The sequence below is a fragment of the Acinetobacter sp. YWS30-1 genome (assembly GCF_033558715.1).
GTDB lineage: Bacteria > Pseudomonadota > Gammaproteobacteria > Pseudomonadales > Moraxellaceae > Acinetobacter.
Genome location: NZ_CP114606.1, coordinates 301478 through 317988, shown reverse-complemented (window position 1 = coordinate 317988; position 16511 = coordinate 301478). Strand labels below are relative to the sequence as shown.

Annotated in this window: 15 protein-coding genes and 1 pseudogene; 4 read left to right on the top strand and 12 right to left on the bottom strand. The window is 42.4% G+C overall.

Annotation, left to right across the window (positions count from 1 at the left end; all coding sequences use genetic code 11):
- Positions 1 to 143: 143 nt before the first annotated feature.
- Complete coding sequence (locus O4M77_RS01470) at positions 144 to 326, top strand: hypothetical protein (RefSeq protein WP_004781764.1); 183 nt, start codon at positions 144 to 146, stop codon at positions 324 to 326.
- A 32-nt stretch (positions 327 to 358) separates the two neighbouring features.
- On the opposite strand, the gene O4M77_RS01465 is transcribed toward O4M77_RS01470, so the two are convergent.
- The 5 genes from O4M77_RS01465 to O4M77_RS01445 form a co-directional block, all read right to left on the bottom strand.
- Positions 359 to 1003 (bottom strand): MBL fold metallo-hydrolase, encoded by a 645-nt coding sequence (locus O4M77_RS01465; protein ID WP_323713717.1) that lies wholly within the window; start codon positions 1001 to 1003, stop codon positions 359 to 361.
- Positions 1004 to 1024: 21 nt separating this feature from the next.
- Positions 1025 to 2038 carry a ferrochelatase gene (gene hemH / locus O4M77_RS01460; RefSeq protein WP_323713716.1) on the bottom strand — a complete coding sequence of 338 codons (1014 nt, stop codon included), beginning with the start codon at positions 2036 to 2038 and terminating at the stop codon, positions 1025 to 1027.
- A 65-nt stretch (positions 2039 to 2103) separates the two neighbouring features.
- The gene (locus O4M77_RS01455) at positions 2104 to 3132 is read right to left on the bottom strand and encodes a DUF4062 domain-containing protein (protein ID WP_323713715.1); all 1029 of its coding nucleotides are present in this window, start codon (positions 3130 to 3132) and stop codon (positions 2104 to 2106) included.
- Positions 3133 to 3247: 115 nt separating this feature from the next.
- Positions 3248 to 4126 (bottom strand): glutamate racemase, encoded by an 879-nt coding sequence (gene murI, locus O4M77_RS01450; RefSeq protein ID WP_166138033.1) that lies wholly within the window; start codon positions 4124 to 4126, stop codon positions 3248 to 3250.
- Between the two features lie 49 nt (positions 4127 to 4175).
- Positions 4176 to 4787, bottom strand: a complete 612-nt coding sequence (locus O4M77_RS01445; protein WP_159123934.1) for a DUF1285 domain-containing protein — start codon at positions 4785 to 4787, stop codon at positions 4176 to 4178.
- Positions 4788 to 4974: 187 nt separating this feature from the next.
- Here O4M77_RS01445 and O4M77_RS01440 point away from each other — a divergent pair, with 187 nt between their 5' ends.
- Positions 4975 to 6687 carry an electron transfer flavoprotein-ubiquinone oxidoreductase gene (locus O4M77_RS01440; RefSeq protein ID WP_323713714.1) on the top strand — a complete coding sequence of 571 codons (1713 nt, stop codon included), beginning with the start codon at positions 4975 to 4977 and terminating at the stop codon, positions 6685 to 6687.
- A 67-nt stretch (positions 6688 to 6754) separates the two neighbouring features.
- Here O4M77_RS01440 and O4M77_RS01435 read toward each other — a convergent pair whose 3' ends face one another.
- From O4M77_RS01435 to tusA, 5 genes and pseudogenes are all read right to left on the bottom strand, one after another.
- A complete protein-coding gene (locus O4M77_RS01435) occupies positions 6755 to 7717 on the bottom strand; it encodes an IS30-like element IS18 family transposase (RefSeq protein ID WP_180070468.1) in 963 nt (320 codons plus the stop codon).
- 157 nt (positions 7718 to 7874) lie between these two features.
- A complete protein-coding gene (locus tag O4M77_RS01430; protein WP_166134832.1) occupies positions 7875 to 8303 on the bottom strand; it encodes a hypothetical protein in 429 nt (142 codons plus the stop codon).
- Positions 8304 to 8321: 18 nt separating this feature from the next.
- Positions 8322 to 9440, bottom strand: a complete 1119-nt coding sequence (locus tag O4M77_RS01425) for a hypothetical protein (protein ID WP_323713713.1) — start codon at positions 9438 to 9440, stop codon at positions 8322 to 8324.
- Positions 9437 to 12226 (bottom strand): annotated as a pseudogene (locus tag O4M77_RS01420) (type VI secretion system Vgr family protein). The gene O4M77_RS01425 and the pseudogene O4M77_RS01420 overlap by 4 nt, the downstream one beginning before the upstream one ends.
- Positions 12227 to 12471: 245 nt before the next feature.
- Positions 12472 to 12732, bottom strand: coding sequence for a sulfurtransferase TusA (gene tusA, locus O4M77_RS01415; protein ID WP_004781744.1), 261 nt, complete (start codon positions 12730 to 12732; stop codon positions 12472 to 12474).
- Positions 12733 to 12933: 201 nt separating this feature from the next.
- On the opposite strand from tusA, the gene O4M77_RS01410 reads away from it, so the two are divergent.
- Both O4M77_RS01410 and lnt read left to right on the top strand, forming a co-directional pair.
- A complete protein-coding gene (locus O4M77_RS01410) occupies positions 12934 to 13773 on the top strand; it encodes an HlyC/CorC family transporter (RefSeq protein ID WP_004781742.1) in 840 nt (279 codons plus the stop codon).
- Complete coding sequence (gene lnt, locus O4M77_RS01405; protein ID WP_302700088.1) at positions 13770 to 15329, top strand: apolipoprotein N-acyltransferase; 1560 nt, start codon at positions 13770 to 13772, stop codon at positions 15327 to 15329. The genes O4M77_RS01410 and lnt overlap by 4 nt, the downstream gene beginning before the upstream one ends.
- A gap of 151 nt (positions 15330 to 15480) precedes the next feature.
- On the opposite strand, the gene O4M77_RS01400 is transcribed toward lnt, so the two are convergent.
- Together O4M77_RS01400 and gspG are read right to left on the bottom strand one after the other, a co-directional pair.
- On the bottom strand, positions 15481 to 15816 hold the full coding sequence (locus tag O4M77_RS01400) for a hypothetical protein (protein WP_005232472.1): 336 nt from the start codon (positions 15814 to 15816) through the stop codon (positions 15481 to 15483).
- A gap of 284 nt (positions 15817 to 16100) precedes the next feature.
- Complete coding sequence (gene gspG, locus O4M77_RS01395) at positions 16101 to 16484, bottom strand: type II secretion system major pseudopilin GspG (protein WP_240904185.1); 384 nt, start codon at positions 16482 to 16484, stop codon at positions 16101 to 16103.
- Positions 16485 to 16511 lie beyond the last annotated feature (27 nt).

The window sequence follows — 16511 nt, the reverse complement described above, 5'->3', positions numbered from 1 at the left end:
AAAATATCCTATTTAAGCATATCCTAAATAATCACATGATTTTTATAAAAGGCTTATAGAAAACCAACACAAGTTAACAGCACATATGCCAGTTTAATACTATGTTCTTACGCAGAAATATCACATTATTTTAGAGCAAGAACATGGGCTACATTATTCTAAAGATCATTTTAATTGGGGTAGGAATACTTGCGATATTGTCATTAGGGATAGGCATTTTCCAGCAGGATGGCTTATTTATTGTTGTTGGAATTCTCCTTGCCATTATGACTTGGCTGATCTACGCACAAACCCGTCAGTCTTTAAATAATCCTTTTAGCAAATAAAAAGACCAGCTAGGCTGATCTTTTCAACTACTTTAACCGGCTTTTCCCGCAACGAAAGGATTATGCTGTTTTTCAAAACCAATATTGCTGATCGGACCATGCCCTGAAATAAACCGGGTTTCATCGGGCAGACTAAAACATTCGCGCTGGATTGAATCGAGTAACTGCTGGTGATTGCCACGCGGAAAATCTGTCCGTCCAATTGAGCCTTTAAACAGTACATCCCCTGTCCATAACAAAGCATGGTTCCTGTTATAGAACATTACATGACCTGGAGTATGGCCCGGGGCAAAACGTACTTCAAACTCTTCATCACCCAGTTTGAGAACTTCTCCACCTTCCAGCCATTGCGTGACTTCTACTTTTTCCGGAATCGGAAAACCGTAACGGGCAGACACTTCCTGAATCATATCTAACCAGAATGCATCGTCCTTATGCGGACCAATCACCGGCACATCCCAAACTTTTTTTAAAGCACCAACTGCTCCAGCATGATCGAGATGACCATGAGTCAGCCATAAAGCCTTGACCGTTAAGCCCAGTGCTTCTACTTCCGCTTTTAATTTTTCAGGTTCGCCCCCTGCATCAATCAAAACGGCCTCTTTACTGTCACTATCCCAAAGAATCGAGCAGTTTTGCTGAAATGCAGTCACAGGAACAATTTTGACTTGTAACATAGGATAAGAAACCTCAAAAGATTAATGGGCAAGCGTCTGGTTCAATGCTTCAAGATTAGCCTGTAACAGCGTATTGAGCAATTGCACATGATCCTCACGATTGTTCAAAGCCGGAATATAACTGTAACTTTTCCCGCCATTGGCCTTGAAGGTCTCTCCATTTTCCATGGCCAGCTCTTCCAGTGTTTCCAAACAGTCGGCCGAGAAAGCCGGACTCATCACCTGAATTGATTTCACGCCCTGTTTGCCCCACTCTTCAATTAAGGCATCCGTATAAGGCTTAACCCACTCCTGTTTACCAAACCGGGACTGGAAACTAATTGCATATTGATCTTCAGATAGACCTAAAGCTTCTGCAACCAGTTTGCCTGTGATCCGGCAACGATCCGCATAAGGATCACCTTTATCGGCATAGGGCTGCGGGATACCATGAAATGACATCAATAGTTTTTCCGGCTGCCCATGAATCGCCTGATAATCCCGAACACTTTGTGCCAGTGACTGAATAAATAAGGGATGCTGATAATAATCGCGGATAATCGACAAACCAGGTAAATTGCGCTGTTTCAATACCCATTTTGCGACTGCATCATACAGAGGTGCGGTAGAGGTCGCTGAATACTGGGGAAATAACGGAAACAGAATAATATGATCTTGCGGTTGAGCCGAAATCTGATCAAGGACAGCCTGAATATTAGGATTGCCATAAGTCATGGCAGGCACCACATTCAGTTCAAATTGCGGATATTGTTCAATGAGTTTGGCCTTTACTTGACTCATCTGCTGCAGCAGAATCTCACGCATCGGTGAATCCTGACCCCAGACCTGTGCATAAGCCTGGGAAACTCGCTTGGGACGGAACGGTAAAATAAATAAACGCAGGATAAGTTGCCAGATCGGCTTGGGAATTTCAATGACACGCTGATCAGATAAAAACTGCTTCAGGAAATCGCGTACTGCCGGCACAGTCGGTGCATCAGGTGTGCCTAAATTTGCCAATATAATCGTAACTTTCGGTTTAGCTGTAGAAAACATGCAGTACGCCCGTCGTGGTATCAACCTGCTTACTTTAACAGCTTTTTACTTATTCTCTATATGGATTAATACACTGACTTATATTGAAAAGTACGATCTTTATCCAGCAAGTTACTATCCAGCAGTTTTTGTGCCTTAGGCGTAATCTGCCAAAGCAGACGCTGACGGTCATCACGGCCTGACGGCACAATCCAGTCATTCTGGCGCATCTGCAATTTCAGGCTATGCAGGGCACGAATATTAATCTGGGCACGGGCTACAGCATGTGCACGCGGCATTTCCGCTCGTGCATCTTCCAGACCGGTTTCATTCAAATACTCATTCATACGCTTGGAGAAAAATTCCTCCGGCGTCGGATTAATGAATGTAGAGCCGAGAATAGCCAGCAATTGTGCCCAGGTCAGTCTTTTCTGAACTTTCAGCTCTTTAAAGTTACCATCCTGATAAGCATGCATACGGTATTCGAAGGAGAAAACTTCATGCATAGACACTTTCGGCAGGCTCAGGAAAGGATCCACTTCACGTGTCCCCCCATCGCGTTCCAGTTGGGCCACTTTAGCTTTGAGCTGGTCAATCTCGTCATGCAAGGCTTGAGTATTCTGAGGACGTACCCAGCCACTTACCGGATAACGTTCCAGCATTTGCGGCATGTTCAAACGTACCGCCATTTCCAGATCGCGCAAGGTACGATAGCAAAAGACCTGATCAGCTTCCTGCTGCAATAACTGACGAAATTCTTTAAATTTTTCTTGTAATTCAGGTTTCGCATCGTGCAAGGAAGGATCACGTGAAGCCGGATCTTCATGCATAAACACAATAATCGGTTTCTGCTTGGTCACAGCGTAAATGTATTCCAGATGCATATAACCTACACCGGAAACCGACTGCTCGCCATACTGGCTACCCAGCAGAATCACCACATAATCACAATCATCAATCTGGCGACGTGCAAATGCAGTATTTAAAGGAGTGCGTTGTTCCAGCCCCCAGGAAAAGAAACCCATGCCGACCAAAGTTTGTGACAAGATGATCCGCTCTGGCTGCATTTCTACACCAGAGGTGGAGATAAACACCTGATAACGTTTATCGAGCATTGGTTATCCTCTTTTACTGCACATTGATCTGGCCGGCTAAACCCTGCCCTGACACAATATGACGACCCCAGTATAAAAATATATCTTTCAAAATTATAAGATGAGTGACGGTCGCCTAGCTGACTTCTGTCTCCATATTGCTGACCTGCCATTTAATATCGGCTGGAATCAGATGCCCTAAAATCGGCTGGAGCTGTTCAGCATTTTGACCACTAACCACAAGTCGGATTTTTAGACTGTCCTTGCACTCATGTTCAAATAATAACCCATTTTTGATCAAAATTCGGGCCGTTTGTCTCGCAACCGCGAATCCTGAGTCAATTAATGTCAGCTTTTGACCAAAAATATACTGAATTGACGATTTTAGGAAGGGGTAATGTGTACATCCTAGCACTAAATAATCAGCACCCTGATCAACAACCGGTTGTAAAATCTGAGTTAATGTCGCCAGACACTCAGGACTCATCTGCTGACCGGCTTCTACAAAAGGCACCAGATCCAGACAGGTCACCGGAATTACTTTGACCTGTGCCGGCTCGGCAAAACGGGTCATGACATCCTTAATCAGCTGGCCACGAAAGGTTGCAGGTGTGGCCAGAACGGCCACCGTTTTGGATTGGGTATTGAGGACTGCAGGTTTGAGCGCTGGCACCAGTCCAATGATCGGAAAGTTTTCACCATAATGCTCACGTAAATAATCCAGGCTAAATGCAGAAGCGGTATTACAGGCAACGACTGCAACTTTACAGCCTTCACGATACAGCCATTCAATCGCTCGCGCAGTTAGGTCACGGATTTCCTGATCTTTACGGGGCCCATAAGGTACGTAAGCCGTGTCGGCATAATAAACAAAGCGTTCATTGGGCAAATACCGGGCAATTTCCAAAGCAACCGACAACCCTCCCACACCAGAATCAAAAATCCCGATAGGTGCATCAGCACTGGCTTTAGGCATGGGATCTACTAAGGGATAAATCGGTTGGATAGCGCTCATAACGTTGCTAGTTGCTTGTTTCAAATGACCTTGCGACAAAGCTTAAACCTCAGGTGCTTAAATGCAAGTCTAAATCACCACTTTTCAAGCTTAAAACCGTCTCTCCAGCAGCATTTTCACCAAGCTCGCCCATCTCCACCAGATGTAAAAAAGCAGCCCGCTGAATAAGCGCATTGATTCCAAAACGCACATGCACATAAGGGCGCAATTCATCCTGATACTGACGCATAAAGATAGGATGTTCGCTATCGACAATAATGATGTCCTGAGTCGTGGTGGTCAGTTGCAGGTAAGTCCTGCCTTCAATCTTGACCTGATCGACCTGATTTACAAACAGAGGTTCATCTTCGACCTCGATTTCAATCATTTCAACCGGCGTCTTTAGATAGAATTTTCCTTCTTCTTTCCAGAGTACCGTGGAAAACAGGTCTATCATCGGCTGACGCTTGATCAATTGACCTTCGTGCCACCATTCTCCATTGGCCAAAACCTTGAGATCCATTGCGCCACAATGCTTTGGCTGCCATTGATCCAAAGGCGGGATTGACCTTTTGTGACTGCCCTGTGCATCTTTTAAGTATTGTGCGATATCCATTAAATTTTTATCATCGCTAGAAGCTACTTTTTTCGTCGGATTTTTATCGGGTGCTGACTTATTCATATAAAGAAGACCTTAATGACGGAAAAATAATATGTTTCAGCCAATTGGCTTAACCTGGGTTTAAAACTATACTAGCCCAGATGCTTAAAGACACTACTATTTTTGTGTCTAGGAATTCAGAACACTCATGGCAGCACCCAATCATCCGATTATGGTTGCCACCGAATAGAAATATGAGGAGTCCTACATGGAACACATCGAACGTGAATCGATGGAGTTTGACGTTGTGATCGTAGGTGCGGGTCCTGCCGGCCTGTCTGCTGCAATCAAGATCCGTCAACTTGCAATTGAAAACAATTTAAATGATCTGTCCGTTTGTGTCGTAGAAAAAGGCTCCGAAGTCGGTGCACATATTCTTTCGGGTGCTGTGCTTGAACCACGTGCCATGAACGAACTATTCCCGAACTGGAAAGAAGAAGGTGCACCTTTAAATGTGCCAGTGACAGAAGACAAAACTTTCTTCCTTCTTTCAGATGAAAAATCACAAGAAGCACCGCACTGGATGGTGCCTAAAACTATGCATAACGATGGTAACTACGTGATCTCACTGGGTAACGTGGTGCGCTGGTTAGGCCAGAAAGCCGAAGAACTGGAAGTATCGATCTTCCCGGGCTTTGCTGCTTCTGAAATTCTGTATCATGAAGATGGTACGGTGAAAGGTATCCAAACCGGTGATATGGGTATTGGTAAAGATGGCGAACCGACGCATAACTTTGCGCCGGGTTATGAGCTGCATGCCAAATACACCATCTTTGCTGAAGGCTGCCGCGGTCATTTAGGTAAACGCCTGATCCAAAAATTCAATCTGGATAAAGATGCTGATCCGCAGCACTACGGGATCGGCATTAAAGAACTCTGGGAAATCGATCCAGCGAAACACAAACCAGGTCTGGTAATGCATGGTGCAGGCTGGCCTTTATCTGAAACCGGTTCGTCAGGTGGCTGGTGGTTATACCATGCTGAAAACAACCAGGTGACTCTGGGCATGATCGTGGATCTGTCTTATGAAAATCCGCACATGTATCCATTCATGGAAATGCAGCGCTGGAAAACCCATCCACTGATCAAACAGTATCTAGAAGGCGGTAAACGTATTTCTTATGGTGCGCGTGCCGTAACCAAAGGTGGTTTTAACTCTCTGCCGAAATTTACCTTCCCGGGTGGCTCACTCATCGGTGATGATGCAGGCTTCCTGAACTTTGCCAAGATCAAAGGCTCACATACTGCAATGAAATCCGGCATGCTGTGTGGTGAAGCGGTATTTGAAGCGATTGCTGCCGGTGTAGAAAAAGGCGGTGACCTGGCGATTGCCCGTGTGACTGAAGGTGAAGACTTCTTTGTAAAAGAACTGACATCTTATACAGACAAGTTCAACAACAGCTGGTTGAAAGAGGAGTTGTATAGCGCGCGTAACTTTGGCCCGGCAATGCACAAGTTCGGTCAATGGATGGGGGGTGCATTTAACTTCATCGACCAGAACATCTTTAAAGTACCGTTCACCCTGCATGATCTGGTGCCAGACTTTAAGGCATTAAAAACTGTCGATGCAGTGAACTTCAAGCCGAACTATCCAAGACCGGATGGCAAGCTGACCTTTGACCGTCTGTCTTCTGTGTTTGTATCGAACACGGTACACGAAGAAAACCAGCCTGCGCATTTAAAACTGACCGATGCTTCGATTCCAGTAGATGTGAACCTACCGAAATGGGATGAGCCTGCGCAGCGCTACTGCCCGGCGGGTGTGTATGAAATCATGGAAAATGATGACGGTTCAAAACGCTTCCAGATCAATGCAGCGAACTGTGTACACTGCAAGACCTGTGACATCAAAGATCCATCTCAGAATATCACCTGGGTAACACCGGAAGGTGGCGGTGGTCCGAACTACCCTAATATGTAATGCTTAATTAGCTTGCATAAGCCTCTAAAATAATTAATTATTTTAGAGGCTTTTTTATATGGCGGATTCAAGCGGCAAGTGCAACAGTATAAAAACCAGCCATAACTTCACTCGGTGTATACCAACCTAGTGTTTTTCTAGGACGATGGTTGAGTGCAAACTCTATCTGCTCTATTTGTTCGTTTGACACGCCATCAAACGATGATGATTTTGGCAGATATTGACGGATTAAACCATTCGTATTTTCATTTCTAGCTCGCTGAATAGACTTGTAAGGATCAGCAAAATACGTCTCTATGCCAGCATCAGTAATTCTTTTGTGTTCGGAAAATTCTTTGCCATTATCAAATGTCACACTATAAGCATGGCTCATTTGTAAACGATCTAATGCACAAGTAATCGTTGGAGAGGATGCTCTTGTTGGCCCTAAATGAACAATATGTACATACAGGCTCTTTCGATCAACGAGAGTCAATAAAGCACCTTTATGATGTTTACCAATCACCGTGTCACCTTCGAAATCTCCTAAACGTTGTCGTTGATCAATGACCTGGTCTCGGCAGTGAATACTTGTTTTATCAATGATTTGACCCCTACGATCCGTGTTTTTGTAACCGCGTTTTCGATATTTCTTCTGATGCCTTAAATGTAGATGAAGTTTACCGCCTTTTGATTTATCTTGATAAATGTACTGGTAAATCCACTCATGTGAAGGTACATCCAGCCAACCGCGTTGTGTTAAAGCACCTGAAATTTGTTCGGGTGACCAGTCCAAACCAATCAAATAATCAATATAAGCGAAGGCAAATGCTGTCATTGATGATGAAGGACGGTACCGTCTTTGACTTGCAAATTTAGCTGCCTGTTGAGCTCTATATCCACGTTGCCCAGTATTTCTTTTTAATTCACGGTAGATGGTTGATCGTGAACGTCCTAATTCCCGAGCAAGGGTAGCGATTGAACTTTTACTTTTCAAAGTAGCATAAATTTCGTATCTTTCATCTTGAGAAAGTTGGGTGTATTTCTTCATTGTGTGCTTTCCAATTGCGAGTTGAAAAAGTCTAATGATTCTATGAATACACCTAACTTTTTCAACTAACTACAAATGTGTTGCACTTGGGATTTGAATCTGCGTATTTATAAGATTATGAAATACGCATCATTTAATTTTTTTGTACAAGAAAAAATTAGTATTTAATAGATTTAAATATTTTATCTGCATCATGGCGCTGCCAAATATGGAATAGGCTGTTATGGGTACAATTCATAGCTTTTAATATTTCTTCTTGGGTTTGAATTGAGTTGTAACCATCTAATTTTTTATTAAGAACCTCAAAAAATAATTTATCAGTATTATTTAATTCATTCGGTATATCAATAATGTCTTTTATTGTTTGCACAGTCCAGATTGGTTGAGGGAGTAAATCTTCCCCATAAACCATAATAGATATCCTTACTATGTCTATATAAGGTATTTTTATTATTACATCATCTATATTTACGCCCACAATCTGATCATGCTCTAAGCTAAAATTTTTAATTTTAGTTTTATAATTACTCGTATCTAAATTTTTATTAGCTTCTTTTCTTACTAACCTTTTTAAAAACTTAAACATACAGGCTACCTACTGGAATTAAAATAAAGTCCATTCTGTAAAAGCTTCCAACTCTTCATCATAAGCTTCAACTAATTTATATGCTCCATACCCTCCCGCTAGACCGCCAATTATTACACCTACTGTTGAACATATGGGAGACCCGGGGCCACAAATTCCTCCTGCAATAGCACCACCCACAGCGCCAGCTGCCACTCCTGAGCCTATGGTTGCGGCTTCTTTATAAAATTCCTTTTCTTTATTCTCAGCTGAAAAAATCTCATACCAAGCATAGGAAATTGAAATAACGACAATTACTCTGCCTAGTGGTTTCATATACTTTGCTGCTTTATCAAAAGTTCCATGGGATGCCCCTGATCCTTTAACTACACTATAAAAAACTTTATTTTTATCTGCTGTTGAAAGCGCCTGAAAATATGAATTTCTTGTACCTGTTGATGCTTTTACATAATGATCTAAGGTTTGTCTTGACTGATCTTTCAGTCTTTTCCATTTATCAGGATCTTTTAATTTCAATGCATAATATTCTAAGAATTGATCTAAGCTTTTAGCCGCTATTTTTTCTTTTTGTGATACTGCTAACGCGATTGGAGAATTCTTTTTCCTGGTCTGTTCTAAGATATCATTTCTTAATGTATGAGCCTCTTTCGAAGCATCTTTTACAGTCATTCTTCCATTTTCAACATCCTTTAAGTAATCATGACTCATTTTTTTAATTGCTTTCATATAAGCAATTCTTAAGGAGCTATCATGATCTAAAAAGTTATTACTAAAGTAAAGTGCTGTACCATGTAAGGCTTCAAGTGCTATTTCTAATTCATTTTTAACTTTAACAGGTACTTTATTTAATTCTGCTTGTTTTGTTGTACCTGTAGTTGATTTTAATTTATATATCGATTTATTAAATTCGCCATTTTCTAGTGCGGGAACACGCACTCTGGCAATTTTTGAATTATTTAAAATTAACTCTACAAAGATTAAATCTAATTTATTGCAACTATAGATTTTGGTACAACCATTCGGATCAATTTTTCCTCCATAACTTTTTTGAGTTGTCGTATTTAGTAAGGTATAGCTTAATTTTGATAAAAGGTCTTTATTATCACAGGATACTTTTAAACGAGCCGTATAAGTCATTCTTCTAACTCCGATATCTCTGCATCATATTTATGCACCATAACCGTATATTTTTCTTCCTTATTTTTTGAGGTAATTCTAATAATTCCATCTTTGGGAACCTCTCCTGTTCGTACATTCCCCTTAGAATCAATAAGACTAAAATTTGGAGAGCTTTCTAATAATTTATTGTCTATTTTATGTCGCACATCGAACTCTAAAATATAGGAACTATTATATGAGGCAGGAAGATAGGGAATATCATGTATTGTCTTTTCCCCTGATAAAAATTGATGCTGCCCTGCCTTCATCTCAAACTGACCACCCGTCATCGGCAAAATTCCGGCACTACTGATCTCAACTTGAGAACCGCCCGCAGTTAAAACAATTTCCTTCGCTGCTGTAATTTCGATCTGATCTTCAGTGGAGATAGTTTTGATACCTTTGCGTGCAATAATATCCATCCCATCATTTTGCGCCTGTAGTTAAACTTTGCCTTTTGCGGCATAAGCTCTTAAGCCTTGTTGGGCTGCAAACAGACTGACTTTAGAAGAGGCATGCCCAATAATATTTTTCTGCGAACTTAAATTAATACTGTCCGCTGACTGGTGGCTAATTTGACCCTCCGCAGACAAATGAATATCCTGCTGGGTACTCAGCGCAATGGATTTTGGTGCTGTCAGAATCATAATTGCCTGTTTAAAGGCAGTTGCCTTGTCTTGATCTTGCTGTTCAATTTTCTCAATAAAGCTTTTTAAATTTTCAAAGATTTCAAGCAGATCAGTTTGCTGGTTTTTAGCAACATCACTTAGCGCCTGGCTCATCTGCAAGCCTGATTCAAGCTGGCTTTTCGCTGGTTCAGCATCCATATGTGAACCGTCTGCGGCTTGCTGTTTATGAGCCGAAATCAATAACCCTTTACCTGCACGGACTGCACCCCATTGGTCAGTTCTAAGTTCAAAGCCTTCACCCCGTCCTTCATTTTCAGCCTGTTCTTTTGAATAACTTAAGTTACCCAGATTGAGCTGACTGGCAGCTTGACTACTATGTAACTGTATACTGATCTGGCCAGTCGTATCATCAAAACGTAACTGGTTAAAGCCTTGCCCCTGTACTTCTTGCGAGCGAATACCACTGAGTTTTTTGGTATCTGGTAGTTGTCCTTTTTGATCAAACTTCGTCGGAGAACGTTGGCCTTCATGAATCCGACCTACCACAAAAGGCCGATCAATATTGCCATCAAAAAAGTCGACGACCACAATTTCACCAATGCGTGGCAAGAAACGGACCCCATAACCTATACCTGCCCACGGGGTCAGAACATCTACCCAGGCTGAATCTGTATCACTGTCATTGCTGCCTGCGCCACCATCGTGAGCATGGTCATCCGGACGAGTGAACAGAAAACGGATTTTGATCCGCCCCCATTCATCCACATAAATTTCTTCATCTTCTGGCCCGACTACCTTGGCGCATTGCGGATAGGCCTGTGGCCGCTGCAATAAAGGTTGATACTCAGGAACCAAGTGAATATGGCGACGTTGCAAGACTAGCTGGTTGGCCTGACGCTCACCTGCGTCCTTGGATTCTGTCATCTGCCAACAGCTTTGCTGAATTAAAGCATGAACCTGCTCATTTAAGTCTTTAGGCAAATTATTTTGGTTATAAAATTTCCTAGAGATGATTAAAAATTCTTTATCTACTGCTGGATGCTGGTCAATTTCAGGATGCTGATCCAGCCGAAACCAGTAACCCACTTGGGCATCACGTACCGTGGATGTTGCTAAAAATTGTTTGGCCTGTGCATCATAGAAATGCTGCAAATTTTGGTTTATTTTCTCGATTTGTGCATCCGAGGCTAGAGTTGCCTGATCTGCATGCCTGAGATCAGTGATCCATGCCGGACTGATGTTCCAGCCTTGTTCCAATGCCAGGCTGGCATTATCCTGAACCTGACTCTGCTGGTGCTTGCTTTGTACTGAACCTATGCCTTCTTCCTGATTCAAGCGACCGGCATGCCAGCGCTGGATATGTACAGCGGTCGGCTGCAACTGTCGTTCTGCAATAAAACTGGTCATGCTATCTTCTTGTTCAGTCGCACTGGAACGATGGAAACGGATCGCCCTGCGGCTTAAAGCTTGGTAGTGGCTATTGTCATCAATTAATCTAAGCTTTTGTGCTGCAATCGGTGCAGATGAATGCACAACTATAAGCTCAGACTCATCAATCAGCCAGTTAATCCCTTCACTACGCCATAAACGGGTTAAAAAGTCATAGTCGCTTTCATTCAACTGCATAGTAAAAGGACGTACATCATAAGTTTGCTGCAAACCGGATAAATCCAGCTTAAGTGCAGCCGAAAATAATGGACTCTTACCCTGCCATTCTTTGAATAAGATTTCAGTAATCTCTCGGACACTCTTGTCCATGAACACACGACTATTACGGCGTTTATGCCATAGCGACGTTGCATCTTCCAGGGTGAGTTTATAAAGCACTAATGCACCATCACTCTGTCCCTGAGTTGCTGCAGTAATAATTCCGGAACTGCGAAATAACTGTCCTTGATCCGTGACCTGATCTATCGCTACTTGAATTCCAATAAATTCTTTAAGGGGAATCAAGGCATTAGTCGACACACAAATCAGCTCAATTTTTAGTCCCTGATTCAGGACATGTTGGCCATCAATACGTTGCAGAAAAACTTCAGAATTAAGTTTTTGATGGGAAAACTGAACAAGCAAAGCACGCTTCTGTGCGCTAAGACCCAATTGCTCTAATACTTGAGCGATATGATTTTTTATCATTTTTAATTGTTATAAATATTTTTGCGGCATTATAGTGAATTATTTATATTCAGCCTAGATTCATTGGTCTGGCCATGGTTCCGATTCATCACTGTAATTCTGGAAGAGGCTTGAATATCAAATTTTTATTTTCTGAAAGTCAGGAACTTCAAGCAGATCAAGTATTCAAAAAAAAATAGCTTTCTTTTCATTTTAATCTTTCAAAAATATGGGCAAATGAATCACTCATCTACCCAAAAAATCTCTTAACCGCCTTTTTTCACCAGATAATGGAACTCTTTATTGCCATTTTCATCCAGACGTTCTTCTTGAAGCAGCAGTTCATGGCCAAGGTGCATACAGAATTTTGGAATATCCCAAGAAGTTGAATTATCCGTAGCAAAAACTTCAACTACATCACCAGCTTTAGACTTACGGATGGCTTGATGCAACATCATCACTGGCTCAGGGCAGCGTAATCCACGGGTATTCAATTGCAGGCTTGGCGTAATTTCGGCTTCAGACATCGACAGACTCAGGAATTCAAGATCAGCCTTATTTTAGCATAAAGCGGCTATCGCATTGCAGCCCGCGCTTTGAACCAATTCACAAAACCATACTGACCCGCGCGATCAAGTCTGCGCAGCATAATTACAATAGACAAGCGTATTTTCTGCGGTATGATAAAATCACGTTTTTTTAGATATTAAGAGTCTTTAGGAAAGATCATGCACGAGGAATCAGGCCCGTCGTGGGGTATGCGCGGCTTACGTAAATGGCTGGGAACTGCACCCGAAACTCGCGACGAACTGCTAAAATTAGTACAAGATTCACGTCGATTTTTAGAACCCGATACTGTTGCAATGCTGGAAGGCGTATTGGATCTGCCGGCTACCAAAATTCGTGAAGTCATGACGCCAAGAACGTCCATGATTAGCTTGCAGGAAGATGACCAACTTCTCGAAATTCTGCATGTTTTAGTTGAATCTGCGCATTCGCGATTCCCTGTGTTCTCATCGGATCAACCGGATAATGTGGTTGGTATTTTGCTGGCCAAAGATCTGCTTCCTTTCCTGACCGAGCCTTCTTCCAAAGTCGATATTCGTGCCTTGATGCGTCAGCCGCTGTTTGTGCCGGAAAGTGCACGTTCGGATCAGGTTCTACGTATGCTGAAAAATACCCAGACTCATATTGCGGTAGTGATTGATGAGTACGGTACAACTTCAGGCCTGGTGACATTAGAAGATATTCTCGAAGAAATTGTGGGTGAAATTGAAGACGAACATGATATCGCGGATGAAGAAGCACAATATATTGTTCCGGATCAAGACCCGAAGACAGCCAATACCTGGGTAGTACAAGCGCTGACACCAATCGAGCATTTTAACAATATGCTAGATGCCAATTTCTCCGATGATGAAGTTGAAACCATGGGCGGTTTGTTATTACAAGAAATCGGTCTAGTAAATGATTTGGAAGGTCAGACGATTGAACTGGAAAACTGGCAATTTACCATTCTTGAGGCAGATTCACGTTCTATTCGTTTAATTCGAGCTGTGCGCCAATGAGAGCATATTTCGATAAGCTATTAAATCCAGCCCAGCAGCAAAAGCAGCTAGCCTTAATTTATCCTGTATTGATTGCCTTATTTGCCGGCGCTATTTTTAGCTTGGCACTGGCACCTTATCATTACTGGTGGCTGGCAATTCTGTCTCCTGCTTTATTGTATGCTTGCGTCCGTGGTCGTAGTGCGAAACAGGCCTTTGGGATTGGCTGGGCTTATGGGATTGGATTGTGGTTTGTGGGTGCATTCTGGCTCTATACCTCTATTCATGTGTATGGCGATACCAGTGCTTTCCTGAGCGTAATCATGATCCTGATCATGGCGATTGTCATGGGACTGTTTACTGCGCTTCAGACTTTTATTTATCGTCGCTTTTTCCCGGAAACCCCCCTTACCTTCGCCCCACTTTGGGTGATCTTTGAATGGGCCAAAACCTGGGTATTTACCGGTTTCCCATGGCTCTTTGCAGGTTATGCTTTTACTGAGCTCTATCTGGATGCCTATGCGCCTTTATTCGGTGTATTTGGGGTGTCCTTTGTAGTGATTGTTCTAGCTTGTGCGCTGGTTGAAATTTTAAGTAAACGGGTCTTCTGGATCGTTCCTTCTGCACTCTTGTTATTGGGTGCTTGGGGCGCAGCACAACTGACTTTCGTGCAAGAAAAAAATCAAAAGCCGCTCACTGTTTCTCTGATTCAGGGCAATATCCCCCAGGACCTGAAATGGTTAACTGAATATCAGGTAAAAACCCTGCTGATCTATGCCAATCTGAGCAAGACCGAATGGGGACGTGACCTGATTGTCTGGCCAGAATCTTCGATTCCGATGTTCCAGACTGATATCGAACCTTTCTTGGATGCCATGAAAGTTCAGGCAGAAAAATCTGGAACAGCTTGGGTCACAGGTATTCCGTTCTGGGATCTGGCTGAGTCACAGGAAGCAGGCACGCCAAAATATTACAATAGCATCATGGCCACTGGTGATGAGTCGAGTGGACTTTATAAGAAGCAGCGTCTGGTGCCTTTTGGAGAATATATTCCACTCTCTGGCGCACTCAGTTGGGTACTTCCAGCTCTGCAAAACGACCCTTCGGTAAGTGGTTTTTCGCGTGGTGCGGATATCCAGAAACCATTAAATGTGAAAAACCATCCTCTAGGTGCGGCAATTTGCTATGAAGTGGCTTATCCAAACCTGACTCGTCGTAATGCAAGCCAAAGCGATTTTCTGGTGACCGTATCTAATGATGCCTGGTTTACCGGCACTGCCGGTCCACAGCAACATTTACAGATGGTGCAAATGCGGGCCAAGGAAAATGGTCGCTGGTTTATTCGTGCCACCAATACCGGGGTAACCGCGTTCATCGACCACAATGGTCATATTGTGAAACGTGCACCTATGGATAAAGAAGCTATACTCCGCGGTGAGCTCCCCGCCATGCAGGGTGAAACGCTCTATATGAAACTCAGCGACTGGCCAGTGCTGATTTTCTCCGTATTGCTCTTATTGCTGGGCTGGCGCTTCCGTCCACGTAAAGTGGATATCAGCTTTAAGTCGAGAAGATAATTTCTCTCAAAAGTTTCCCCTTTGCAAAAGGTGATCCATATATGGCGCAAGAGGGAGTTAATTTTCTAAATCCTTCCCGGCCTCCCTTTTTAAAAGGGAGGAACTATAAAAAAACCGAGGTTCATGCCTCGGTTTTTTTATCTATATGTTATTAAAACTGGATCACCAGATAAGACAACATGCTCGCCAGTGACAACATTGGAATATAACGATAGATCTGAACAATACCATTTTCAAATGCAGAGGCCTGTTCCTGTTCAAACTGTACGACCGATGCTTTTAATGCTGACCAGAAGCATAGTACGAATAAGGTACTCATCATGCTAATGGCAAAGAAACCAACCATAATCTGGCTGCTGCCTTCAGTGGTCTGCCATAAATGCAAAATTCCCTGGCTGGCTGGAAGAATGCTTAAAACCAAAAGAACAGATTTCAGCATCGACCAATGAAACTGGTTTATTTCATCCGACAATATTAATGCTTTCATACCATTCTCCTTTGGCTAAAAAAGGGCCATTAAGAATATTATGAGCTATTTTTTGTAAATAGAAAGGCTATATTTATTCACATTTTACGATAATTGTAATAGATAAATATGGGAATAATTCTTATTATAACTATCAAATCATTAATATTATACTAATATTATTAAATTCAGTTACTTATATTATATTTTATGATTGAGAGTTATTATCACTTCACCTAGTATTGAAACAACCAATCAAGTGAAGTGATATATTCAATAACTCACTAATTTATAATAATTATCAATTAAGGTTGGTAATAAATATCAGCATCAGTTCCTTCGCCACCTGCCTGTCCATCGGCACCAAAAGAGTACAAATCAAAAGCACGACCATTGGTTCCTGGAATCACATATTGCAGGTCATTATCCCAGCTGTCTTTCGGATAACCCCCTTTCACATAGCCACCTGGCAGCCAGTTCTTCGCTGTTGCCGGCTGATTTACCAGTGCATCTAGACCACCTTCCTGCATGCTTGGATATTTGCCATTGTCCAGCTTATATTGATCCAGTGAACCCGCAATACTCTGCAATTTGATGACTGTGGTATCCACTTTAGCCTTTTCACCGCGTCCCATTACATTTGGAACAATTAGGGCCGCAAGCACACCGAGAATAACAATAACCACCATTACTTCAATCAGGGTAAAACCTGAGGC